This window comes from Vibrio sp. 1F255, assembly GCF_041439145.1.
GTDB classification, from domain to species: domain Bacteria; phylum Pseudomonadota; class Gammaproteobacteria; order Enterobacterales; family Vibrionaceae; genus Vibrio; species Vibrio crassostreae_C.
The window spans coordinates 15509-40383 of the sequence record NZ_JBGONQ010000039.1 but is presented as its reverse complement, the minus strand read 5'-3'; the positions used below and the strand labels follow the sequence as shown (position 1 = coordinate 40383).

Sequence of the window (24875 nt, the reverse complement as noted above, 5' to 3'; positions counted from 1 at the left end):
GTTCATGCTAATCGTTCTTGGTTGATCCGGGTATGAAGCGAAAGCGATAGAAGGAGTAAGAGAGGCGACTACAGCAGTACCACCAGCGTAAGTCAGAAACTGACGGCGTGAAAATAAACTTTGAGACATACAGCAAAAAAACCAATTAGATCGAACAAAAAATGCACGATACATAATGGAATTTGCTGCGTCAACGTACAAAAACCGTGCAAAACGTTAGTATTTGTAACCTTTGCACGGTTAGTTATTGATACTCATTATAATTTTATCAATAGAAGCTTGGTTGTCATTTTTCAGTCAAGATCACCTTTCTTGACCATATTTCAATCAACCGCCCTCTTTATCATATTGGTAGATATCACCGCGGTATTGTATGCCTCCTTCTTCAAACAACACGGTTTGATAAATGATATGCACTGGAATTCGTTTCTTGAGACGAACCTTAGTATTGGGCGCAAGTTCATCATCCTGATTCGGCACTTTCTTTACCTTAGTCGCAAATAACAACTCCGCGAGTTCCTCGGCATGCTCAACACGAATACAACCAGAGCTATAGGCGCGGAAGTCATCGTTAAACAAGCTTTTACTTGGGGTGTCATGGAGATAGATGGCTCGCTTGTTGGGCGTATTGAACTTATACAAACCCAATGCGTTACTAGAGCCTGCTTGCTGGCGCATTCGATAAGGAAAAGAGTTAAAGTTAATCGTTTGCCAATCTATCTCGGTAGTATCGACAGTTTCCATCGAACGCCAACCATCGATCACTTGAAAATTGTGTGTTTCAAGATAACTCTCGTCGGCTTTTACTTTAGGCAAGATATCTTTAACCATGATTTTCCATGGCACGTTCCAAGTCGGATTTAAGATAACCGAATCAAGCTTTATCTCTAAGAGTGGTGTTTTTCTCGATTTTCTCCCAACCACAACTTTAGATTCAAAAACCTCTTCCCCATCTTCCCAATACTTCATATCAAAACTAGGTACATTCACCACAATCAGTGAGTCTCTATTTCTTGGCCATAAGCGGGCACGCTCGGCGTTCAATGCTAGGGAAGTAAGTCGATCATCAAAGCCCATATTGATCCATTTGATCGTGTCTGACCCGATGATCCCATCATCCGTAAGACCGTGCATGCGTTGGAAAGATTTAATCGCCTTTTGCAGATCTCGATCGAACTTGGGAAAATCGACCGCGATCATCGAGGTATCAACACCAACCAAAGCAATGCGCTCAACAAGAACCGTCTTGTCTGAAAGCTCGTCACCCAAGCGCTTCAAACCTTTCTGTCTATATCGTTCAATATTGAGTTCAGAGGCGGTTTCTAACACCGAATAGGTTGCTTTGAATTGGTCAAAATCCCCAACAGGCGGCGCGTAAGACAACACCATTTCCAATAAGTAATCATTGGCGACGCTGCTTTTCAATCTCATCAGAATATGCGGAGAAGGCGCGGGTAATTTGGAATGCAACTTGCCCGAGAAGTACCAATCTTTACCGGCAAGCGGCGCATTTTCAACGTAGCTCAGGTAGTAGATAAAGGTATCGGTGAGTAATATGTCCAACTCTTGCCATTGAGCATGAGATTGATAGTGACGAATTTGCTTGAGTTGTCGCTCGAAGAGTGGTGCCATTTGAGCTTGTTCGAGAAGCGACAATTGAAATTCAAACGCCTTAACCAGTTCAGGTGAATCCCAAAGAATAGGCAGAGACGAGTCTTGATAAATACTCTGGGTAAGCTCTGGATAAATCAGCATAAAAGAAAGCTCCGAATCAGCCGGAAGAAATCGGCTCTCGTCAGAACTCGTATAGCTCCATGCGTGCACAGAAACTAGAACTAATAATCCACAGAAGTATTTTGCGAACATGCTTAACTCCATCACCAACCATCTCATAAGTATGGCAAAGAAATCGGAGTAAGCATGTTATTTTTAAGAGGCTTTATAAATCAGATTGAACTCCAATGGTTATCCCACTGGACCGATGATTGCTGAGTTGATTTCTCATAAGGCTTGCTCTGGCTTACCACACTTCCCGCCCCAGAGCTTAATCGAAACTCACCATCAAGCAGCACAGCACCAGAAGCGTCAGATAATGCAGACAGTTCTACTAATTCTTTGGTTTCTTTAGACCAAATACCGTAGCAGTTGCCTCTTGGCGAAGTCGCAATAATCCAATCGTCTGACGCCGCAATACTGGCGATATAGTGATTGAACCTTGCCCATTGCTCTGGCTCTGCGTTAAGTGATTCAAACTGGCCTCCTTTAGTATGCATCGCCAATAGCGAAGGATACTCATCTGGTTCACCACGATATTGCTGGCCACAAAGCACGGTTTCAGCACCATCATGGGCTAAGTGTCGAATGCTCAGCTTCTTATCCAACAATTCAACCTGATCAAGTAACACACCTTCAGGAGAAACATAACTCAAGCTCGGCTGCATCGAATCGAGGTTTTTCGGTGTTCTACCATCAGTATGAACGCCACCAACGCCGATCGCGAGATTACTATCCGGCATGATGATCACTTCATGAGGCCCAATACCAAAACCGCTGAACTCTTCGACCTTACGATAGCCTTGCGCGACATCGTAAACGCCAATCACACCTTGGCTGCTGTCCGTTTTCCCTTCAGTGGCATACAGTAACTTGCCATCTAATGAGTAAACGCCATGACCATAGAAGTGACGGTTCTTACCTTTCACGACCATTTTGATCTGCTGACCGTTTTTATAGTCAAACACCATAAAATAGTCACCAGGACGACGAGCAAAAACCACCGCATGTGATGAGGTTGGGCAAATCGCGACGCCATGACCACGATCTGGGATCGGCAGTTGACTCAATGGCATTCCATATTCGTCAGCCACAACCGCTGAATATTGGCCTCGCCCGCTCAGCGCACAACCGATTAATTGAGGCTCACTAGATGAGCTCACAGCACCAGAGCGACTAGCGCAGCCAAACGGAAGCATTGGAACAGCTGCACAACCCAGTGCAGCCTTGAGTAGCGTTCTTCGCGTAGTATCAGTCACCATCGGTAGCATTAAATCCTATTACCACGCCAAGCTCTATCGCCACTTCTTCATGAATCAGGTACTTCAAACGTTCTAGTTTGTTGTATTGAGTCAGCACATCTCGATAGCCCTCTTTGCTCTGCAATAACTCAAACAAGCTTGAGTCTGTAGGCCAAGTATCTAGCGTCAATGTGAACTGGTCAGCAACGCGATCAGCTAGGTCGTTTAAGCCCTTCTCTCTCAACAAGCCGTCTAGGCCATTGCCATCGGCAAGGTACAAATTCTGAAGTGCTGCTACATTCGCTTTTAGTTGAGTCATCGAGGTTTGTGCACGCCATGATTCTGAGAAGTAAGGACGCGGATGACCAATTTTTGCCATCGGGCGACTCAGCTTTTTCATGCTGTAATCAAGTTGGTTGGTCAATAAAGCGATGTATTCAGACTCCCAGCGAGTCTCGTCTAGCGCTAACCAAGGGTTAACCTGCCATGCCTGTGCAATCGAAGATGACTTAATCGCTAAGTTTTCAGTAATCGCTTGTGATGATTGACAACCTAGCGCTTTGTCTTGAAGCAGTGGCGATTGCTCGTCATAAAGCGACCATTCCAACGCACCTAGCCCTTGAACGGTCACACTCTGCTGCGCGATTTCGTCTTGAGTCCAAGCTTTTTTCTGCTGAGTTAGCTGACGCATCTTAAGACCCGTCGTGTTCTTTTTGTCTGGCCAGAATTGAACATTCCAGCTCTCTTCAAGCGCTGCTGTTGGGCCTCTTTCTTGGCCTTGTAGTGCCATCCAGCTGTTCATGGTGAGCTGCCACTGACTTTTCAAAGCACCTAACTCAACATCATTAGTTTGGCAGTAACCCTGCATCAAGACTTCTAGCTCGTTGGCTTGCTTGGCGAATAGGACTGCAGAATCAAACTCTTGTTGATAGACACTGCGACTGATGTGGTCGGTCGTGTCTGCTTGATAAGACACACCGTTAACCTCAGATGAAGCGGCTTGCTCACCCGATGATTGGCAGCCTGCCATGATTAATACCGACAAAGGCATTAACAAAAATTTATGTGTCATGCTGTTACCTTACTTCCTAATTTTTCTTTTAATTATATGAGTTCATTAAATACGAAACGACCGCTGGCCTCGTATTCCTACAAGTTCAGCGGTGCTAAGTGGTTTGATAGCGACTTTCTTAAGTCATTAGCCGTTAACTAAACTGAATTCAACTCAGCCTATAACGAGTTTAAGAACGCCAATAGCGCTTCACGCTCGCTGCTACTAAGAGCTAAAACGTTTTGTTTCGCCATTTCTGCTTCGCCGCCATGCCAAAGCACAGCTTCCATAACATTTCTCGCACGACCATCATGAAGTAAGAACGTGTGGCAATTCACTTCTTTGGTATAGCCTAATCCCCATAAAGGTGTTGTGCGCCATTCTTGGCCATTCGCAAGATACTCAGGACGGTTATCCGCTAAGCCTTCACCCATATCGTGCAGCAACATATCGGTATATGGGCTAATTAATTGCTTAGACAACGCAGGCAAACCTTCACGCTCTGCCGTGCGGAATTCAGCTTGGTGACAACTTTGACAACCCGCGTCTTTAAACAGCTTTTTACCCTGAACAACGACTGGATTGTCGACATTACGACGAATAGGTACCGCTAGATGCTGAGAATAAAACTCAACAAAATCTAGAATGTTGTCGCTGACTTCTGGTTTGCCACCATTTGGAAAATCATCACAAGTTGATTGCGCTGATGTGCAGTTTTCATTCGGGAATAAGCGACTCGTTAAGCCCAAATCACCGTTAAACGCCGCCGCATTTTGTTGCATTAAGTTTGGCTGCCCAGCTTTCCAACCAAAACGGCCTAGAGCCATTTCGTTGGTTTGAACATCGAGAACATAATTGGCTTTGCCTGTTACGCCTTGGCTGTCCGCAGCTTGTTGCTTCGCGAAGCCAAGAATCGTTTCTTGTGGGATGCTCTCAAGCAGACCTAGGCCGATCATTGGTGGCGCAACACGAGCCGAAAATTCTGTTTTAGGGTGCATTTTACCAAACGCGAGTTCAGTGATTTTTAATGTTGGTTTACGTAGAGTAACAACCGTGCCGTCTTTGAATTCAACAGGAACATCGGTGTAACTGATGTTCACTTTACCCTCTGGTTTCACACCTTGAAGCGCGAAATCTTGTAGCTGTCCACCGTAAGTCGGTTCTGGAATGCCACCATCGCGAATAAAGGCTTGTCTCTGCTCTGGTGTTTCAGCAGGAATACTCAAGCGAACCAGCATGGAAACCGCGTTCTCATCGCCTTTTTCAGGCGCATGACCACGACCATCTTTAATATGGCAGTTTTGACAACCGTTGGTGTTGAATAGTGGGCCTAACCCATCACGCGCATCGGTTGATGAGGGTGCAGGTACCCAAGGGTTTCTGAAGAAACTGTTACCAACACTGAAATCCAAGCGTTTGCTCATTGGTAGATTGGCTGCAGGAAGAGAAAAAGCATTCGCTCCCTCTTTCTTCACAGTCGTTTTACCACCAGAGTAAGTTTCATGGGCATGTAATGGCGATAAGAAAAACAGTGCGGTTAATAGTGAGGCTGATAGATACGACTTCATACATTGCCTTGCGGTGTTTTTGATTTTAGTTTTTATGTGGGAGTAACTTTTTTGAATAACAAACAATTAAGGGCTCAATGAGAGCCCTTAATTGTTTTCGTCTCGGGTTCTTAGAACTCGTGATCAGCCGTGTCTGGGTTAAGGCTATCAATACCAATAACACCAGCGGCACGCTCAATCGCAGCGGTTTGAGACACTAGCGCAACAATCGTTTTGTTTACTAGTGCGTTACCCGCAGAGTTGTCAGCAGCAATTAGCTGATCGAAGTGCTGGTTGTTTTTCTCAGCAGACGTTACTAGTTGACCAACTTGTGCACGTGCTAGGTCAAACTGCTTTTGGATCTCTTTCGCAGCTTGCTCATCTTTTTGCTCTACTAGGTCAAACAGGCTTGGACCTGAAAGCAGAGTACCGTCTTCACGCTTATATAGACCCGTGTAAACGTTGTAGATGCCTTGCTCGTTGTAGTAGTGAGAATTGTGCGTGTTATCAGAGAAACAATCGTGCTCGTCTTCAGTAGAGTTTGCTTCTAGTGCAACCTTCATACGCTCACCCGCTAGTTCACCTAGAGACAGTGAACCCATGCCAAATAGCATTTTACGTAAGCCGTTGTCGCTAGATTCAGAAAGAAGCTCTTGACGGTAGTTACCTTTCTCGCCTTCAGCCCACTGTTTTTCCATCCATTCTAGATCTTGGATAAGAAGTTCAGCTGATGCTTTTAGGTATGCGCCACGACGGTCACAGTTACCATTAGTACACTCAGCGCCAACAACGAAATCAGTGTAAGCACGCTCACCTGCACCGCTGTTTGTACCGTTTAAATCTTGGCCCCAAAGTAGGAATTCAATTGCGTGGTAGCCAGACGCTACGTTCGCTTCAGAACCACCGATCTCGTTCAAGTCTGCGATTAGCTCAGGGGTGATGTTGGTTGCATCAACGGTAGTCTGACCAATTTGGAAAGTCTTGTTAGCCACGATGTTTGCGCTAGCGCCTTCGTTACCAAGTTCATATTGGTAATCAGTCGAAACATAATCAATCAGGCCTTCATCTAGTGGCCATGCGTTCAGTTGGCCTTCCCAATCATCAACAACAGCGTTGCCGAAGCGGAAAACTTCTGACTGTTGGTATGGTACGCGAGACTCAAGCCAAGCTTGTTTTACTTGTTCGAAGTTGCCAGCAGAAGGAGAAGCTAAGAAGGTATCAATAGAAGAGTTCAACGCTTTTGCTGTAATTACTGAATCTGCAAACACTGCATGCGCAATATCTGCGTAATGTTCTACAACTTGATCTTGAGTTACTGCTGCGAAAGAAGAAGCAGAGGCAAAAATGAGTGACGAAGTTACGGCTTTTGTCACTAAAGATTTAATGGTCATGAAGCATCCTTGTTGAGCTTTAAATTATTATTCGTAGTAATAGTGCAAACCATTATCATTTGCACTACGGATTGAAATAATACAAACTTACAATTTTATTGCAAGATAAATACAAAAAAACCTCACATATGTGAGGTCTTTAAACATTTTTATGTTAAGCGTAACAAAGAGGCTAATCAGATATCCAGATTATGCTTACCGTGTGAGACTTTTGCCTTCAGGTAGCTTTCATTACCCGATTTGATATGAGCAGAGGTATTCACCACTTCTTCAATCTCAATACCAAAAGATTTTAGCTCATTGATCTTCTTAGGGTTGTTGGTGACTAAGCGGATTTTTGTAGTACCTAAGGCGCGTAGCATTTCAGCAGCTTCAGTAAAATCGCGTAGGTCATCGCCAAAACCTAGGTGGTTGTTGGCTTCATAGGTGTTCATGCCTTCGCTTTGCAGGCGGTATGCATCGATTTTATTGTATAAACCAATACCACGACCTTCTTGGCGTAAGTAAAGAATCACTCCACCCGTCTCACCCATAATTCTAATGGTTTCGTCTAGCTGCTCACCACAGTCACAGCGAGAGGAATGGAAAACATCACCAGTCAGGCACTCAGAGTGCATACGAACAAGAGGTATGTCTTGTGTCTTGTCTGCTGATTTAAATATCACAGCAACATGCTCTTTATCTGTTTTCAATCCATGAAAAGACAGAAGTTCAGCATCAATACTGCTTGTTACCCCTACTTTGAAATCTATTCTGGCACGCACTTCCGCCATAGCTATACTCACTTGAAAATTCGATGTATTTAACAACACTACATTATATGTCTAGGCAATATTTTGTAGCTAACTATCTAATGATAGACACTATGAGGCTGTTAACAATTTTTTTCAAGGTCGACCTCGTACAAATTGTTATAATATAACAATTATTTTTCACATAAGAAAAAACCCCACATTGGGATGACCAACATGGGGTTATAAATTAATCAGTTGCGGCTAAGACTACGATTTTTTACAGAACGATCAACTTACTTGAGTTTGCTTCCAGATGACAAGCTGAACCCAAGCGTTCTCTAATTCGGTTAACTCTTCTTGAGTAAGCGTAGAAATGCTCGACTTTGCACTGTATTTTTCTGCCCATTTATCAGATCGGACATGAGTATGGAACTCTTTCTTTAAATTTGAGATTACGTTATCCACAGATACATCCTTATATAGCAGTGCTTAGCCTTTATAATCGGTCAATGTTACAAAATACAGGTCAATTGGTAAACAGTAATACACAATTTTTATGAGCTCTTCCTAACACTTTTTACTGATAAATATATAAATAAGAGAAATAATAGGCTCGGTAGCAACCAAAGTAATAGATTTGAAACCTTCATCGCCGGCTTATAAAGTACAAATTCACCAAATCTTTCCGTCATATATCGAGTAATCTCATTATTACTCTTCCCTGCTTTCACCATATTGAACACAACAAGGCGTAAGTCTTTTGCTATTGGTGAGTTGGATTCAATCAGATTTTGGTTTTGACATTGTGGGCAGCGTAACGTTTTCGCCAAGCTAATAGCACGTTGCTGTTGTTCTGGGTTTTCAAACTCAAACAGTTCAACTTGAATACTCGTCTCTGTATTACTGGCAGTAAACAGATCTTCAGCCATGGTTGAAAGGCTAATCACTAAAAGAGCTGACAGCATAAACAAGGTTTGTATTAGAGACTTCATCATCCATTCACACCATCAAAATACATCGCAAGCTCATCTTTCCATACCATTTCATTAATCACGCCCAATAGCTTTTTAATGATCTGGCCATTGGCATCAACCAAATACGTTTCAGGTGTGCCGATTACGCCCAACTCTAACGCTAACTTGCCTTGAGGGTCACTGATCACGGTTAAGTACGGGTTGCCATCGTTCGATAACACGTTAATCGCAGCCCCAGAGTTATCTCGATAATTGAGCCCAACGATGGGAATGCCTTTATCGTGAAGTTGAAGCAAAAATGAATGTTCGGTTTTACATATCCCGCACCAAGATGCCCATACATTAACCAGTTGATAAGGGTGCTGCGTGACATCAGTAAGCGTAACTTTCTGCTGACCACTGACGCCTTCACTATTCACTAACGCACTCGATGTAAATTCTGGAAATGCCCTTTGTTGTTCAGACACCATGGTCGATTGCTGCTTATTATCAAGCGCAAAGACAAATCCCAGCACCACAATCAATGCTAAGGCAATTAGAGTAATTAGCTTGTTACGAACGCTGTTATGCATACTGTGACACCTTGACGGTTTTCTTTTTACGATGAGTCAATGAGAGCAAAGCGCCGATAATGGAGAACAGCCCACCAAACCAGATCCAGCGCGCATACGCCTTATACTGAACACGAAATGCGTAAGCGGTGGAATCGACTTTCTCGCCCATGGTGATATAAACATCGCCATGCCAGAACCACTTCATTGCAGGCTCACTCATGTTCATAACACGAACTTGGTAGTGTCTTCTTTCCGGCGAAATAGGAAAGCACTGCTCGCCAGACTCTAGGCTGAGTATCGCTTTTTCTGCAGTAAAGTTTGAAGCGACATACAACTCCGTATCACGATGAGAAAGCGTCCAATCCATGAATTCGACTTCTACACCCGGGCTTAACTTATAGCTGCGCTCAAACGAGTGGTAGCTATTCATCGCGGCACCTACCGCTAACACTGAAACCCCAACATGGGCAAAGGTCATCACCCAGACTTTGCGTTGGAACTTGGAACTGCGTGTTACCACCAAGCCATACACATGAGTGAGTAAAACCCAAAATGCGAGTGACCATGTCATCAGAGCCATCACTTGAATCTTCTCTACTTGCAAAACGTAACAGGCGAACCCGAGACCAATAGATGCTAGAGCGATCAACGTAATAACGCCTTTCGATGCTTGAGGCTTAATACTCAGCAATGGGGCAAGGCCGACGACAGCCAACGCAAGCAAAGCCAAAGGTGCAATCAAGAGGTTAAAGTAAGGCGCACCGACCGAGATATTTCCCAGTCCAAGCAGTTCAAATATCATGGGATAAAACGTGCCGAACACAACCACGATTGTGGCCAATACAAAGATGAGTACCGCAACTAAGCTCAAAAAGCTTTTGCTGGCGAAGCTGGTAATCGGGCTTGATTCAAAAGATTCCCCTCTGACGATAAGCAGAGAAAATGAACTCACCAGTACCAGAACTAATATAAGAAGCAGTGCGATACCTTTGGTTGGGTCGACGGCAAAAGCGTGTACCGATGTGAGTACACCAGAACGAACAATGAAGGTGCCTAAGATACTCAAACAAAACGTAATGAAAGCGAGACTGAGAGACCATTTCAGTAACTGTTGTTTGCCCTTAGCAACGCCTAGGCTGTGCAGTAAAGCGGTCGAAGTAAGCCACGGCAACAAACTTGCATTTTCAACCGGATCCCAGAACCACCAGCCGCCCCAGCCCAACTCGTAATATGCCCACCAAGAACCAAGAATGATCCCTGCGGTTAAAAAGATCCAAGCGACCAAACAACAACTGCGACAATGAGCGACCCAATCGAACTCAATCGGATCCACCAGCAAAGCGGCCACAGCAAATGCCAAGACCACAGAGAAACCAACATAACCCAAATACAACAGAGGCGGATGGAATATCAAACCAACGTCTTGCAGCATTGGGTTAAGGTCACGCCCTTCAAGTGGCAAGGTCGAATTCAGTTCAAATGGGTTCGAAGCAAATAAGGTAAACCATGCAAATATCGCGAGTAACACATTCATCACCCACAATACGCGGCTCTGATACTCAGAAGAATATTGCTTTTGTAGGGCAATCACACCCGACCAACAGCTAATGGTTAAGACCCAAAATAGCAATGAGCCTTCATGTCCAGCCCACACAGCGGCCATTTTGAAGAAGGTGGGTAATTGAGTATTGGAGTGTTCTGCAACATAGAGGATGGAAAAGTCGTCACCTACAAAGGCATAGCCAAGTAAAACGATAGCGCCAATGGAAAACAAAGCGCTAGAGAGGGAGAAACTGCGAATTAAAGCCACATTTTGTGCTTGTTTAGTTAGCATTTGATACATCGAATACACAGCGATAATGCTGCTGAGAACAGCGACCAAAATTAAACTAAACAGCCCCAAAGAACCGACCATATCACCTCAATCAGGCTCTACCTAAGCAGAACCAAGTTAAACCATTATTGGCATTGATTGCTCAACTAGCTGATGTAACTCAACTAGCTATTGCTACTCAGCGAAAAGAAATTTAGTGAGCAGATGTTTAGTATCCAACATCCACTCACTTATAACCTTGAGCGAAATTAAGCTAACGTTAATTGTCCTGCATAAAGGACAAACGTTCTTAGCATTAATACGCCCATCAGACTCAATGAAGTAACAGAGAAAATATACACAGTACTATGGCGAACCGATGCTGGTGTCACGGCGTTAAGCAACAAGGGTAAAACCATACCCACACCAATTACGCCATACCAGAACCAACTTGCCCAGAAACCACCGCCAATCGCGTTCCATACTGCCTGCTCACTTTGACCACCAGCAAATATCAACCCAGTGAAGAAAGTAACAAGGACAAACAGTTCAAACATAACAACAGGACGTTCGAAGCCGTGGATCCAAGAAATACTCGCACTATGCGGAGACTCCTTAAAGACCAGCACACCAAATAAAATACACGCCGCCGCTCCCGAAGATAAGCTCGAGAATAAGAACAAAATCGGCAGCACTGGGTTATTCAATAGTGGGAAAGTATTTAAAGCTGAAAGCAAGAATCCGGTATAAGCAGCAAGCATCAGAGCAAGAACAGCTAAGAATATTTCCAGAGCATTCTCAAACACTTCTAATTTGCCAATCCAATTACCGACAAAATCAAGTCGCCCTTTTAGCCATGCTTGATCATTCAAGAACACGACTATTTGGTCTCTAAATATAATGCCGATCCAAAGGAATAAGATCACCATATATACTTGGAATAAGATCACACCCATCGACATCACAGACGTTGGATTATAGAAGATCATGATCTTCCAAAAGGATAACGGTTTTGTCAGGTGGAAAACCAAGATAAGCAGACCTGAAATGATCCCAAATGGCGCAAGAAAAGCCGTGGCCTTTAACACACCATTATGAGCAGGATCGCCTTCAATAACCTTACGCTTTAGGTAAATGGAGATCATTACGGCACCCGCCGACATCCCCGCGAGAAATAGATAGATTGCTATAATCCAGTCCCATACCACCGTACCAGACTGAAAAGCTGCGTCCCATGCACTCATAATCAAATCTCCCCTTTTTGGTGTGGCACTTTATAGAGTTTTGGCTGAGTACCTAGATAAGCTTTATCTCTGTAAACCACCTCAGATTGAAGTACCTGGTTTATCTCACTCTCAGGGTCATTTAGATCGCCAAAGACCAGCGCATTGGTCGGGCAAGATTCGACACAAGCAGGCAACTTCCCTTGTGCAAGATTGGTATCACGACAGAAGTTACATTTATCTGCGGACTTGTTCTCAGGATGGAAAAAGCGCACTTGATATGGGCAAGCCAATAGACAATAGCCACAACCGACACACTTCTCTTGATGAACGTCGACAATGCCGGTTTTTTCATCTTTGTAGGCCGCGCCTGTTGGGCAAACCATCACACAAGGTGCATTATCACAATGTTGACAAGAGTTACGAGTGAAACGGTAATCAACATTTGGATATTCACCTTGAGGTTCGCTCTTTATGATTTCTAAGCGCGATACGCCTTCAGGCACTTTGTTTACTTCACGACACGCCTCAGTACAAGCAGTACAGCCAATACAAGCGGTTTCGTCATGAACCATTCCGTAACGCTTGGTGCCATCTTCCTGAACATTAGCCAGCGTTTTGCGGCTTGTAACCGCTGCAGTACCTGCAACACCAGTTGTGAAAATAACGGCACCCGCGCCAGCTAAAAAGTTTCTTCTTGAGCAGCTCATAGATTACTCCCCTTCTTTCTTCTGGTTGAAGTCTGAATGGCAATCCACACACAGCTTGATGGTTTGCTTTTTATCTAAGCTCAGCACCTTAGCTTCTGTCGCATGAACATCATGGCAGTTTGAACATGTTAAGTTCTGTGCGTGAACATCGTGAGTCCAGCTCGCTTCGCTCAGATCATCAGGCTTATGACAATCTATACATTGGCTGTTGGCATCTAGGATTAAGCTAGGATCGAGGAAAACCTTTTCGGTTCCGGGTTGTGATTGAGCCGCGCGATACTTCACCACCTCAGGTGCACCATCACGGTGATCGGGGCCAATAGAACTATGACAATCTGTGCAATTCACTTCACGGCCAAGCAAAGCGTGCGCACTCTCACCATGTGAACCAAATACCGTTTCTTTAGAATCTTTATGGCATTGGACACACTTGTAATCTTTGTCACGTATTAATTCGACTTCATGTCTTGTTGACTCTCCTACTGGCGTAACAGCAGGCTCTGCAACAGCATGAATGGAATAACCATAGAGGCAGAATGCTAGAAGGGATTTAAGCATTATGACTATGGCCAATTTAATATTGCCCATTTTATCCTTTCCTTATACCGGCATTATTTAACTCTCAACTAAATAATATTCCGGTTAAACAAAAGTACCCTTAAACGATATTATTACCGCTTAAATGATATCAATTCTTATTTTGGATAAGCCACAACGCTTTCTATATTTAGAATATACCCCTAATTAGGTAAAGCGAAATATACAAAGGGTAATATGTGAACACAATCACCCTATTTATAGTGAGGGCATGTCGGGTAATTATTTGTTATATATGATAATAATTCTCAATAAGACCAGTCTAACTTGATGTCCACATACCCCTTTAGGGCTATATAAACTTCAACGTGATTGAAGTCACTGTCATTAATTGATCTAAAACAAGCAAACATCCGACACGTAACAAAATGTGTTTATTTATGAATTAATATAAACAGCAATTCTCCAGTTCTTAATTTGAATAGCAAACTCACAACGCTTGGTATAAAAATCAGTATATTGGAGATATCACTGTGAAAAAGCATTGGATACGTAATTCCGTCACAGCATTATTAATGGTTAGCGCATCACTAGTAAGCGCGACCAGTTTTGCTGCGTCTGAACAAAAAGAAATTGGTGATCCTCGTAACGACCAGTTCGAGCAAAACCACCCAGATCAATACCATTCATGGAGACAAACGTCAGAGAGCGAAGCCATTGAAGACGCACTAAAAGAAGATCCAAACATGGTTATTCTATGGGCGGGCTACGGTTTCGCGAAAGACTACAACAAAGCCCGCGGCCACTTTTATGCGGTTGATGATGTAAGACAAACCCTGCGTACTGGCGGACCAACCGACGAAAATTCAGGCCCAATGCCAATGGCGTGCTGGAGCTGTAAAAGCCCAGACGTAGCACGCGTTATTGAAGAGCGTGGTGAAGACGGCTACTTTGAAGGTAAATGGGCTCGTCTTGGCAGCGAGATAGTCAATCCAATTGGTTGTGCCGACTGTCACGATACTCAAAGTGAAGGCTTTAAAAATGGCGAACCTGCACTAAAGATCACTCGTCCTTATGTTGAACGTGCGTTCGATGCGATTGGGAAGAACTTCGAAGAGCAAGGTCGCTTTGATCAGCAAGCCTCTGTGTGTGCTCAGTGTCACGTGGAATACTACTTCACGGGTCCAACAAAAGGTGTGAAATTCCCTTGGGATAAAGGGACGCGTGTTGAACAGATGGAAGAGTACTACGATCAGATTGGTTTTAAAGATTGGACACATAAAGTCTCTAAAGCACCAATGCTAAAGGCTCAGCACCCAGGTTACGAAACTTGGCGTGAAGGTATTCACGGTAAGAACAACGTCGCTTGTGTTGACTGCCACATGCCTAAAGTGACGAAAGAAGACGGTACCGTTTACACCGACCATAAAGTAGGTAACCCGTTTGACCGCTTCGAAGACACTTGTGCTAACTGCCATACTCAATCTAAAGAGACCATGCGTAACATCGTTTCAAGCCGCAAAGCTCAAGTACTAAACATGAAGCTGACCGCTGAGAAACAAATCGTAGCCGCTCACTTTGAAGCAGGCGCAGCATGGGAAGCAGGCGCAACAGAACAAGAGATGGCACCTATCTTACAAGATATTCGTCATGCGCAATGGCGTTGGGACTACGCTATCGCATCTCATGGTGTTCACATGCACGCGCCTGAAGTAGCCCTAGAGGTTCTTGGAACGGCGGTTGACCGCGCAGCAGACGCGCGAACTAAGATTGTTCGTCTACTTGCGAAGAAAGGCATTACCGATCCAATCGAGATTCCAGATATCTCAACCAAAGAAGCCGCTCAGAAAGCGCTAGGAATGGACATGGATAAGATGAATGCTGAGAAGCAACACTTCTTAGACACCGTGGTTCCTAAGTGGGAAGAGCAAGCTGAAAAGCGTGAAGCTAACTACGAATACTAGTTCCTTCAAATAGACCAATAAGATAAAACCAGTCACACTGTAAAGGTGTGGCTGGTTTTTTAGATTTGGGCGCACTCAACCGTCCCAATTTCACATTACCTTTTAGCTAATTCAAGGAACAAAGAATGAAGCACTTACTTTCGCTTTCGGCATTATGCATCGCATTAACAAGTTCAGGACTTCACGCCTCAGAACGAGCAGAAACAGGGTGGGAAATGATTGAGGAAGGTGCGCTGGTCGTTGATGTCAGGACACCAGGAGAGTTCAAGCAAGGTCATCTGGACAATGCGATTAACTACCCTCTTTCTGAAGTCGCTACGCACTTTGCCAGCATAGACAAAGCTCAACCTATCGTTTTGTATTGCCGCAGTGGTAACCGCTCAGGACAAGCTTACCAGTATTTGAAAGCTCAAGGGTTTACACAGATCCACAACGCTGGCGGTTTAATTGAGATGCAAGAAAGCAAATAATCTCGAAATTACAGATAGTGCCCGTTTAACGGATCATTTGCTTAGCTTGGTTGATCGAATGGATGATAGAGACACGATCAATGCCTTTCTGGTTAGAATCGAGAATTTGAGTCCAAGCATCGATCGCTTGTTGGTAGCGCATACTGATGAAGTGATCGGTCGCTATCAACATCAATGCCGTACGATCGTTGGGATCAAGCTCCATGGATTGATTTAAGAGCACTTTCACATCATCACTCATCGCCTGTGAACTTAGGTAATACAAGGCGCTCGCTTTAGCTGCATAAAGCCCTGAAGGCGCCTGTGGGTCTAAACGAATCGCATAGTCGTAACAGGTAAATGCAGCATCAAACTCCCCTTTCTGCATATAAACGCCACCAAGCTTAAACCAAAGGTCTGATTGATTAGGGTCTTGCTCCAGGCTCTGCTGAAGTTCATTTTGGAAATCTGTTGCTGTATAGCTGCTGTCGTCACTTGAAGTAAGTTGAGGGGCTTCTTGTTTCATCTGAGACCAAACCAGAATGCTGGCTAATATCGCCACACATGAAATAAGGAGGTTGCCTTTAAGATGACTGGTTTTTCTGTTTGATGCGATCACGATTGCCACTAGAAATAGGCTCATTAGCAGCAAAGCAATCAGTAACCAGATATCCATTCCATTCTCCTTTCATTGACGCTTTACTGTACCTTTTTCTCACTAAAACAATATTGATCGAGGTTTAGCTATTGGCTTTTAAACAAGTCACAGCCAAATTCTAGGTAATAAAAAACCGAGCACAATGGCTCGGCTTTTTGTCTCAACTTCTATTTATAGAAGTGAAAGATTACTCAGTGTCTTGCTCGCTATCAGAAGCGTCTGATGCTTGCTCTTCACTTGATTCAGAAACGACTGCTGCTTCAGCGTTTGCTACTTCAGCTTCGCCTTCAACAACCTCAGCTTCTTCTACTTCGTCGATACGTTGTAGACCTACAACGTTCTCGTCGTCAGAAGTACGAATCAGTGTTACACCTTGAGTGTTACGACCAACTTGGCTCACTTCCGCAACGCGAGTACGTACTAGCGTACCTGCGTCGGTGATCATCATCATTTCGTCGCCTTCTTCAACTTGAACAGCGCCAACAACTGGGCCATTACGTTCAGAGACTTTGATAGAAACCACACCTTGCGTTGCACGGCCTTTCGTTGGGTATTCAGCTAGTTCAGTACGCTTACCGTAACCGTTTTGAGTCACAGTTAGGATATCGCCTTCGTTAGAAGGAACAATCAACGATACTACTTGATCGTCTTCTGGAAGCTTCATACCACGAACACCAGAGGCAGTACGGCCCATTGCACGTACTTTGTCCTCGTTAAAGCGAACAACTTTGCCCGATTTAGAGAACAGCATGATGTCGCTATCACCGTTAGTGATGTCAACGCCAATCAGTGAATCATCGTCACGTAGGTTAACTGCAATTAGGCCGTTAGCACGTACGTTTGCGAACTGATCCAGTGATGTCTTCTTAACAGTACCGTCACCCGTTGCCATGAAGATGAATTTCTCGTTAGAGAACTCAGAAACAGGCAGGATAGCCGTGATACGCTCACCTTCTTCTAGAGGAAGAATGTTAACGATAGGCTTACCACGAGCAGTACGACTTGCTAATGGCAGTTGGTAAACTTTCAGACGGTATGTCTTACCACGAGTAGAGAAACATAGGATGTTATCGTGAGTATTAGCAACAAGCAGACGCTCAATGTAATCCTCATCTTTCATCTTAGTTGCACTCTTACCTTTACCACCACGACGCTGAGCTTCGTAGTCGCTTAGGATTTGGTACTTAACGTAACCTGCGTTAGAAAGCGTTACTACAACGTCTTCTTGAGCAATCAGCTCTTCCATGTCGATGTCATGAACTGCCGCTGTGATTTCTGTACGACGCTCGTCGCCATAGATTTCACGTACTGCTTCAAGTTCTTCACGGATAACTTCCATCAAACGCTCAGTGCTTGCAAGAATGTGCATTAGCTCAGCGATTTCTTCTAGAAGGGCTTTGTACTCGTCTAGAATCTTCTCGTGCTCTAGGCCAGTTAGGCGGTGAAGACGAAGTTCTAGAATTGCTTGTGCTTGTGTTTCCGTTAGGAAGTATTGACCATCGCGGATGCCGTATTGGTCTTCCAACCAATCAGGACGAGCCGCATCAGTACCTGCACGCTCAAGCATTGAAGCAACGTTACCAAGATCCCAACCACGAGACACTAAACCAACTTTAGCTTCTGCTGGTGTTGGCGCGCTCTTGATCAGTTCAATGATTTCATCAATGTTAGCAAGTGCTAGAGACAATGCTTCAAGGATGTGTGCACGGTCGCGTGCTTTCTTCAATTCGAAGATAGTACGACGAGTCACAACTTCGCGACGGTGGTCTACGAAGCACTTAAGCATGTCTTTGATGTTGAACAACTGTGGTTGACCGTTATTCAACGCAACCATGTTGATACCGAAAGTCGTTTGCAGTTGAGTTTGAGCGTATAGGTTGTTAAGAACCACTTCGCCTACTGCATCACGCTTACATTCAATAACAATACGCATACCGTCTTTATCAGACTCGTCACGCAGTGCACTGATGCCTTCTACTTTCTTATCTTTAACCAGTTCAGCAATCTTCTCGATCAAACGAGCTTTGTTTACTTGGTAAGGGATCTCAGTAACGATAATGGTTTCTTTACCATTCTTCTCTACTTCGATATCCGCTTTTGAACGCATGTAAACCTTACCGCGGCCAGTCTTGTAAGCATCTACGATGCCTTTACGACCACTGATAAGTGCTGCTGTTGGGAAGTCAGGACCAGGGATATAGTCCATTAGCTCATCAATAGTGATATCTTCATTATTGATAAATGCTAAACAGCCATCAACAACTTCACCAAGGTTATGTGGTGGGATGTTGGTAGCCATACCTACTGCGATACCAGAAGCACCGTTTACCAATAGGTTAGGAATTTTTGTAGGAAGTACTGCTGGAATTTGTTCTGTACCATCGTAGTTCGGTACGTAATCCACAGTTTCCTTATCAAGGTCAGCCAGGAGCTCGTGAGCAATTTTCGCCATACGAACTTCGGTATAACGCATTGCAGCCGCGGAGTCGCCATCGATAGAACCAAAGTTACCTTGGCCATCAACTAGCATGTAACGCAGTGAGAACGGTTGCGCCATACGAACAATAGTATCGTATACAGCACTATCACCATGTGGGTGGTATTTACCGATTACATCACCTACTACACGAGCAGACTTTTTATATGGTTTGTTCCAATCATTACCTAGTACATTCATCGCGAACAAAACGCGGCGGTGTACAGGTTTTAGGCCATCACGCACATCTGGAAGGGCACGACCAACGATGACGGACATCGCGTAGTCTAGGTATGAACCTCTAAGCTCATCTTCAATATTTACGGGCGTGATCTCTTTCGCTAGATCGCTCATAGAGCCATTTTCCCTCTATAGTCAGATCGTATTTTTGAATACGTATAAGACCGAAAAATATAACACAAATTTACCTACGGAGGCATCACTTTCCCTCTCCTTTTACCATCTTGTGACCCTTGTAGCCAATCAATTGATGAGAAATTGCACCTCCGCATCATATCTTGCTGAAACATGGTCACTTTACATCCAATAAACTAGCAAAATTGTAGATCTTCTGGTCAGAGCGAAAAGGCAAGTTATAATGCCTGCAATTTCATGGATGCATTATTTAACTTGGAAATGCCGATTATGACTAAATCACAGAACGTAGACCCAGCAGAAATCAAAAAATTCGAAGACATGGCGTCGCGCTGGTGGGATCTAGAAGGCGAATTTAAGCCACTACATCAAATCAACCCACTGCGCCTAAATTACGTGCTAGAAAAGACCGAAGGTTTATTTGGTAAGAAAGTCCTCGATGTTGGCTGCGGTGGCGGCATTTTGGCTGAAAGCATGGCTGTTGAGGGCGCAGTAGTCACTGGCCTAGATATGGGTAAAGAACCGCTAGAAGTGGCACGTCTTCACGCATTGGAAACTGGCACCAAGCTCGATTATATCCAGAGCACCATCGAAGACCATGCAGAACAGAATCCACAAACTTACGATGTGGTGACATGTATGGAAATGCTAGAGCACGTTCCTGATCCACAATCTGTGATTAGTGCATGTTCAAAATTAGTGAAACCGGGTGGTCACGTGTTCTTCTCTACCTTGAACCGTAACTTCAAATCTTACCTGTTCGCTATTGTTGGTGCAGAAAAGCTACTTAAGATTGTTCCTGAGGGCACTCATGAGCACGAGAAGTTCATTCGCCCTGCAGAACTTATCAAGATGGTCGATAACACTCCGCTGCAAGAACTAGGGATTACAGGGCTGCACTACAATCCTCTTACGGACACTTATCGTTTAGGCACAAATGTAGACGTAAACTACATCGTCCACACGCAAAACTTTGGCTAAAAAATATCGGTAGCCCTACCGTAAAACCTTTTGTAAAAAAGACGAATGAAAAGAGTTGCAATTACCATAACTTTGCGACTTTTTTCAGTCTAAATTTCGTGCGCTAGCTTCCATTTTGACCACCTCGATTTAAATTTAATCGCCTAAAATCAATCGCCCATTTTGGCCAAAGATCAAGGAATTTTTTTTTATGGGCGTGCAAAAATAAAGCATCATTAAAAGCCGACTTTTATACAATCAAGTCACATATAACCTCATCAGTTAGTGGTCACTTACAGTTTTTTTTCAATCCACCACTTATCCACAAGCAACCCCATTTCTTTACCTTGAAAAATATCAGTTGTAGCACTATCTTGTAACCCAACAAACAAATGACCCCTATATGTTGTGTTTGAACTACAATGTATGGGTAGACCAAGATCACAAAGCCGAAACGTAATTTACAAAAATTACACAGAAATACACAAAAACACGGCCTTGTTCAGTTTTGTTAGGGAAATTAAGCAGAATGAACCAACAACTTACTGTTACCAAGCGTAACGGGCGCAAAGAAACGATCGATCTAGAGAAGATCCATCGCGTGATTACATGGGCAGCTGAAGGCTTGCACAATGTTTCTGTATCACAAGTAGAATTGAAAGCTCACATTCAGTTTTACGATGGCATCACCACTACTGACATTCATGAAACTATCATCAAGTCAGCAGCGGATTTAATCTCTGAAGAGACTCCTGATTACCAATATCTAGCAGCACGTCTGTCTGTATTCCACCTACGTAAAAAAGCGTACGGCGAATACGAGCCGCCTGCACTGTATGACCACGTTGCAAAACTGGTTGATATGGGTAAATACGATAGCCACCTTATGGAAGATTACACGAAAGCTGAATTCGAAGAGCTTGACGAGTACATCGACCACAAACGTGACTTAGACTTCTCTTACGCAGCGGTTAAGCAGCTCGAAGGTAAATACTTCGTGCAAAACCGTGTAACGAAAGAAATCTACGAGAGTGCTCAGTTCCTTTACATTTTAGTTGCTGCGTGTCTATTCGCTAAATACCCGAAATCGACTCGTCTTGACTACATCAAACGTTTTTACGACGCATCGTCTACGTTTAAGATTTCTCTACCTACACCGATCATGTCTGGTGTACGTACGCCTACTCGTCAATTCAGTTCTTGTGTACTGATCGAGTGTGGTGACAGCCTTGATTCAATCAACGCGACAGCAAGCTCAATTGTTCGTTACGTATCTCAACGTGCTGGTATTGGTATCAACGCAGGTCGTATCCGTGCGCTTGGTTCTGAAATCCGTAATGGTGAAGCGTTCCACACAGGCTGTATCCCTTTCTACAAATACTTCCAAACAGCAGTAAAATGTTGTTCTCAAGGTGGTGTTCGTGGCGGTGCAGCAACGGTATTCTACCCACTATGGCACGGTGAAGTTCAGTCTCTATTAGTACTGAAAAACAACCGCGGCGTTGAAGAGAACCGAGTTCGTCACATGGATTACGGCGTACAGCTGAACAAGCTTATGTACTCTCGCCTAGTTCAGGGTGGCAACATCAGCCTGTTCTCACCTTCAGACGTACCTGGCCTTTACGATGCGTTCTTCGAAAACCAAGACCGTTTTGAAGAGCTATACGTTAAGTACGAAAACGATCCTTCAGTGAAGCGTGAAACGGTTAAAGCCGTTGAGCTTTTCTCTCTGCTAATGCAAGAGCGTGCTTCTACTGGTCGTATCTACATTCAGAATGTTGACCACTGTAATACACACAGCCCGTTTGATTCTGAAGTAGCACCTGTTCGTCAATCGAACCTATGTCTAGAAATCGCGCTTCCTACTAAGCCACTTTCTAACGTAGAAGATGACGAAGGCGAAATTGCACTATGTACGCTTTCAGCATTCAACCTTGGCGCAATCAATGAACTGGACGACCTAGCAGAGCTTTCTGAGCTGGTTGTTCGTGCTCTAGATGCACTGCTTGATTACCAAGACTACCCGCTTCCAGCTGCATACAAGTCGACAATGAACCGTCGTACTTTAGGTGTAGGTGTAATCAACTACGCATACTACCTAGCGAAGAATGGTGTTAAGTACTCTGATGGCAGCGCGAATGGCCTGACTCACCGTACTTTTGAAGCAATTCAATACCACTTGCTAAAAGCATCTGTTGAACTAGCGAAAGAGCAAGGCCGTTGCCCATCTTTCCACGAGACCAACTACGCGAAAGGCCTACTGCCAATCGATACTTACAAAAAAGATATCGACTTAGTATGTGAAGAGCCACTGCACTACGATTGGGATTCTCTACGTGAAGAGATCATGGAGCACGGTCTGCGTAACTCTACGCTAACAGCGCTTATGCCTTCTGAGACATCGTCTCAAATCTCGAACGCGACTAACGGTATCGAGCCACCACGTGGTTACGTATCAGTGAAAGCATCGAAAGACGGCATCCTTAAGCAAGTGGTTCCAGATTTCCTAAATCTTAAAGAGAACTACGAGCTACTTTGGAACATTGGTTCTAACGACGGTTACCTACACCTAGTGGGTATCATGCAAAAATTCGTTGACCAAGCTATCTCTGCAAACACTAACTATGACCCAAGTGTTTACGACAGCGGTAAAGTACCAATGAAGAAGCTGCTTCAAGACCTACTAACAGCGTACAAGTACGGTGTTAAGACGCTTTACTACCATAACACTCGTGATGGTGCTAAAGACGACCAAGGCGATGCAGTTCAAGTGCCGGAAGAAGATTGTGAAGGCGGCGGTTGTAAGATCTAAACCGCAATAAACATTAAGACCCCAGAGAAGAGTTATCTTCTCTGGGTTTAAAGCATTAACAGGGTCCGTTTTATTACGGGTCTTTAAAGGATTTGAGGCATTTATGGCTTACAGTACTTTTTCTCAGCAAAAAAATGACCAACTAAAAGAACCAATGTTCTTGGGTCAGTCGGTAAACGTTGCACGTTACGACCAACAAAAATTCGAAATCTTCGAAAAGCTTATCGAGAAGCAGCTTTCTTTCTTCTGGCGTCCAGAAGAAGTAGACGTGTCTAGCGACCGTATCGACTACAACAAGCTTCCTGAGCATGAAAAGCACATCTTCATCTCTAACTTGAAGTACCAAACGCTTCTAGATTCAATCCAAGGCCGCAGCCCTAACGTTGCCCTACTTCCATTGGTATCTCTACCAGAAGTTGAAACTTGGATTGAAACTTGGTCTTTCTCTGAAACGATTCACTCTCGTTCTTACACGCACATCATCCGTAACATCGTGAATGATCCAGGCGTAGTATTCGACGACATCGTTGAAAATGAAGAGATTCTGAAGCGTGCTAAAGACATCGCGTTTTACTACGATGATTTGATCAAGCTAACGGCTGACTACCACCGCTACGGTGAAGGCAACCACAGCATCAACGGCGAAGACGTTAAGATTTCACTTCACGACCTGAAGAAGAAACTTTACCTATGTCTAATGTCTGTAAACGCACTAGAAGCGATTCGTTTCTACGTGAGTTTTGCATGTTCATTCGCATTCGCTGAACGTGAGCTAATGGAAGGTAACGCGAAGATCATCAAGCTAATCGCTCGTGATGAAGCACTTCACCTTACTGGTACACAGCACATGATCAACTTGCTACGTAACGGTCAAGATGATTTCGAATTCATGCAGATCGCTGAAGAGTGTAAGCAAGAGTGTTTCGATCTATTCAAAGAAGCGGCAGAGCAAGAGAAAGAGTGGGCAGAATACCTATTCAAAGACGGCTCTATGATTGGTCTGAACAAAGATATTCTTTGCCAATACGTTGAGTACATTACCAACATTCGTATGCAAGCGGTTGGCCTAGGTACGGCTTACCCAGCAGCAACGTCGAACCCAATTCCATGGATCAACGCTTGGTTGTCTTCAGATAACGTTCAAGTTGCTCCACAAGAAGCAGAAATCAGTTCTTACCTAGTTGGCCAAATCGACAACGAAGTAAAAGCTGACGACTTTGAAGGATTTGAGCTGTAATGCCAACAATCAAAATCAACAAACTGACTTCAATTGAATCTAACCCTTCAAACACTCTGTTGGAAACAATGGAACAAGCTGGGTTAGAGCCAGAATACAACTGCCGAGATGGTCACTGTGGCGCTTGCCGCTGCACGTTGGATTCTGGTGAGGTCGAGTACGTTGGTTTTGCTATGGCTTACACGCAAGGTAATGAGATATTGCCTTGTATCTGTAAAGCAAAGACTGAGCTATCGCTGAGTAACGTTATTCATAGAAACAAGCAAAAACGCGCATAAGCCAGCTGGCTTTAGGTCACTTTGTTCGAATATCGTCAATAAGAATCAAAAAAGGGTCCGCTTCCTTTAGGAATGCGGACCCTTTTCTATTTATGTCTTTAGGTATCTAAAGCGACTC

Annotated in this window: 22 protein-coding genes; 6 read left to right on the top strand and 16 right to left on the bottom strand. The window is 44.1% G+C overall.

All coding sequences use genetic code 11. The features are described from left to right. The 14 genes from ACED41_RS18865 to nrfB all read right to left on the bottom strand — a co-directional run. The coding region (locus tag ACED41_RS18865; protein ID WP_371725461.1) for a twin-arginine translocation signal domain-containing protein at nt 1-174 on the bottom strand (174 nt) is incomplete at its 3' end. A 153-nt stretch (nt 175-327) separates the two neighbouring features. Then, complete coding sequence (locus ACED41_RS18860) at nt 328-1866, bottom strand: murein L,D-transpeptidase (protein WP_371725460.1); 1539 nt, start codon at nt 1864-1866, stop codon at nt 328-330. 80 nt (nt 1867-1946) lie between these two features. Further along, nucleotides 1947-3035, bottom strand: a complete 1089-nt coding sequence (locus tag ACED41_RS18855; RefSeq protein ID WP_371725459.1) for a DUF1513 domain-containing protein — start codon at nt 3033-3035, stop codon at nt 1947-1949. Then, nucleotides 3025-4086 carry an imelysin family protein gene (locus ACED41_RS18850; protein WP_243583450.1) on the bottom strand — a complete coding sequence of 354 codons (1062 nt, stop codon included), beginning with the start codon at nt 4084-4086 and terminating at the stop codon, nt 3025-3027. Before ACED41_RS18850 ends, ACED41_RS18855 begins: the two co-directional genes overlap by 11 nt. A 158-nt stretch (nt 4087-4244) precedes the next feature. Then, nucleotides 4245-5633 carry a di-heme oxidoredictase family protein gene (locus tag ACED41_RS18845; protein WP_371725458.1) on the bottom strand — a complete coding sequence of 463 codons (1389 nt, stop codon included), beginning with the start codon at nt 5631-5633 and terminating at the stop codon, nt 4245-4247. 110 nt (nt 5634-5743) lie between these two features. Then, a complete protein-coding gene (locus ACED41_RS18840; protein ID WP_371725457.1) occupies nt 5744-7003 on the bottom strand; it encodes an imelysin family protein in 1260 nt (419 codons plus the stop codon). Nucleotides 7004-7179: 176 nt separating this feature from the next. Beyond that, nucleotides 7180-7776, bottom strand: coding sequence for a GTP cyclohydrolase II (gene ribA, locus ACED41_RS18835; RefSeq protein ID WP_009848836.1), 597 nt, complete (start codon nt 7774-7776; stop codon nt 7180-7182). Between the two features lie 249 nt (nt 7777-8025). Continuing rightward, complete coding sequence (locus ACED41_RS18830) at nt 8026-8202, bottom strand: hypothetical protein (protein WP_017063565.1); 177 nt, start codon at nt 8200-8202, stop codon at nt 8026-8028. A gap of 89 nt (nt 8203-8291) precedes the next feature. Then, nucleotides 8292-8732 carry a heme lyase NrfEFG subunit NrfF gene (gene nrfF, locus ACED41_RS18825; protein ID WP_017063564.1) on the bottom strand — a complete coding sequence of 147 codons (441 nt, stop codon included), beginning with the start codon at nt 8730-8732 and terminating at the stop codon, nt 8292-8294. Beyond that, nucleotides 8729-9283 (bottom strand): DsbE family thiol:disulfide interchange protein, encoded by a 555-nt coding sequence (locus tag ACED41_RS18820; protein ID WP_102332079.1) that lies wholly within the window; start codon nt 9281-9283, stop codon nt 8729-8731. Before ACED41_RS18820 ends, nrfF begins: the two co-directional genes overlap by 4 nt. Then, nucleotides 9276-11180, bottom strand: a complete 1905-nt coding sequence (locus tag ACED41_RS18815; protein ID WP_371725456.1) for a heme lyase CcmF/NrfE family subunit — start codon at nt 11178-11180, stop codon at nt 9276-9278. The genes ACED41_RS18820 and ACED41_RS18815 overlap by 8 nt, the downstream gene beginning before the upstream one ends. A gap of 167 nt (nt 11181-11347) precedes the next feature. Next, nucleotides 11348-12322 carry a cytochrome c nitrite reductase subunit NrfD gene (nrfD, locus tag ACED41_RS18810; RefSeq protein ID WP_371725455.1) on the bottom strand — a complete coding sequence of 325 codons (975 nt, stop codon included), beginning with the start codon at nt 12320-12322 and terminating at the stop codon, nt 11348-11350. A gap of 2 nt (nt 12323-12324) precedes the next feature. Then, nucleotides 12325-13011, bottom strand: coding sequence for a cytochrome c nitrite reductase Fe-S protein (nrfC, locus tag ACED41_RS18805; RefSeq protein ID WP_371725454.1), 687 nt, complete (start codon nt 13009-13011; stop codon nt 12325-12327). A 3-nt stretch (nt 13012-13014) separates the two neighbouring features. Beyond that, the gene (gene nrfB, locus ACED41_RS18800) at nt 13015-13599 is read right to left on the bottom strand and encodes a cytochrome c nitrite reductase pentaheme subunit (RefSeq protein ID WP_371725453.1); all 585 of its coding nucleotides are present in this window, start codon (nt 13597-13599) and stop codon (nt 13015-13017) included. 482 nt (nt 13600-14081) lie between these two features. Here nrfB and nrfA point away from each other — a divergent pair, with 482 nt between their 5' ends. Together nrfA and ACED41_RS18790 are read left to right on the top strand one after the other, a co-directional pair. Then, the gene (gene nrfA, locus ACED41_RS18795; protein ID WP_029235145.1) at nt 14082-15512 is read left to right on the top strand and encodes an ammonia-forming nitrite reductase cytochrome c552 subunit; all 1431 of its coding nucleotides are present in this window, start codon (nt 14082-14084) and stop codon (nt 15510-15512) included. A 125-nt stretch (nt 15513-15637) separates the two neighbouring features. Beyond that, nucleotides 15638-15982: a rhodanese-like domain-containing protein gene (locus tag ACED41_RS18790; RefSeq protein WP_017063559.1), complete on the top strand. Its 345-nt coding sequence runs from the start codon at nt 15638-15640 to the stop codon at nt 15980-15982. A 25-nt stretch (nt 15983-16007) separates the two neighbouring features. Here the strand turns inward: ACED41_RS18790 and ACED41_RS18785 are convergent, their stop codons facing one another. Next, entirely contained in the window at nt 16008-16637 is a 630-nt protein-coding gene (locus ACED41_RS18785) for a tetratricopeptide repeat protein (RefSeq protein WP_017066842.1), read from the bottom strand. A 169-nt stretch (nt 16638-16806) separates the two neighbouring features. Continuing rightward, nucleotides 16807-19449, bottom strand: a complete 2643-nt coding sequence (gyrA, locus tag ACED41_RS18780) for a DNA topoisomerase (ATP-hydrolyzing) subunit A (RefSeq protein ID WP_017072500.1) — start codon at nt 19447-19449, stop codon at nt 16807-16809. A gap of 258 nt (nt 19450-19707) precedes the next feature. Between gyrA and ubiG the strand changes: the two genes are divergently transcribed. The 4 genes from ubiG to yfaE all read left to right on the top strand — a co-directional run bounded on the left by ubiG (nt 19708) and on the right by yfaE (nt 24757). Next, nucleotides 19708-20451, top strand: coding sequence for a bifunctional 2-polyprenyl-6-hydroxyphenol methylase/3-demethylubiquinol 3-O-methyltransferase UbiG (ubiG, locus tag ACED41_RS18775; RefSeq protein WP_017063556.1), 744 nt, complete (start codon nt 19708-19710; stop codon nt 20449-20451). 508 nt (nt 20452-20959) lie between these two features. Next, the gene (nrdA, locus tag ACED41_RS18770; RefSeq protein ID WP_017060992.1) at nt 20960-23242 is read left to right on the top strand and encodes a class 1a ribonucleoside-diphosphate reductase subunit alpha; all 2283 of its coding nucleotides are present in this window, start codon (nt 20960-20962) and stop codon (nt 23240-23242) included. A 103-nt stretch (nt 23243-23345) separates the two neighbouring features. Further along, nucleotides 23346-24479: a class Ia ribonucleoside-diphosphate reductase subunit beta gene (gene nrdB, locus ACED41_RS18765; protein WP_017063554.1), complete on the top strand. Its 1134-nt coding sequence runs from the start codon at nt 23346-23348 to the stop codon at nt 24477-24479. Beyond that, nucleotides 24479-24757, top strand: coding sequence for a class I ribonucleotide reductase maintenance protein YfaE (yfaE, locus tag ACED41_RS18760; RefSeq protein ID WP_010438115.1), 279 nt, complete (start codon nt 24479-24481; stop codon nt 24755-24757). The genes nrdB and yfaE overlap by 1 nt, the downstream gene beginning before the upstream one ends. Nucleotides 24758-24875 lie beyond the last annotated feature (118 nt).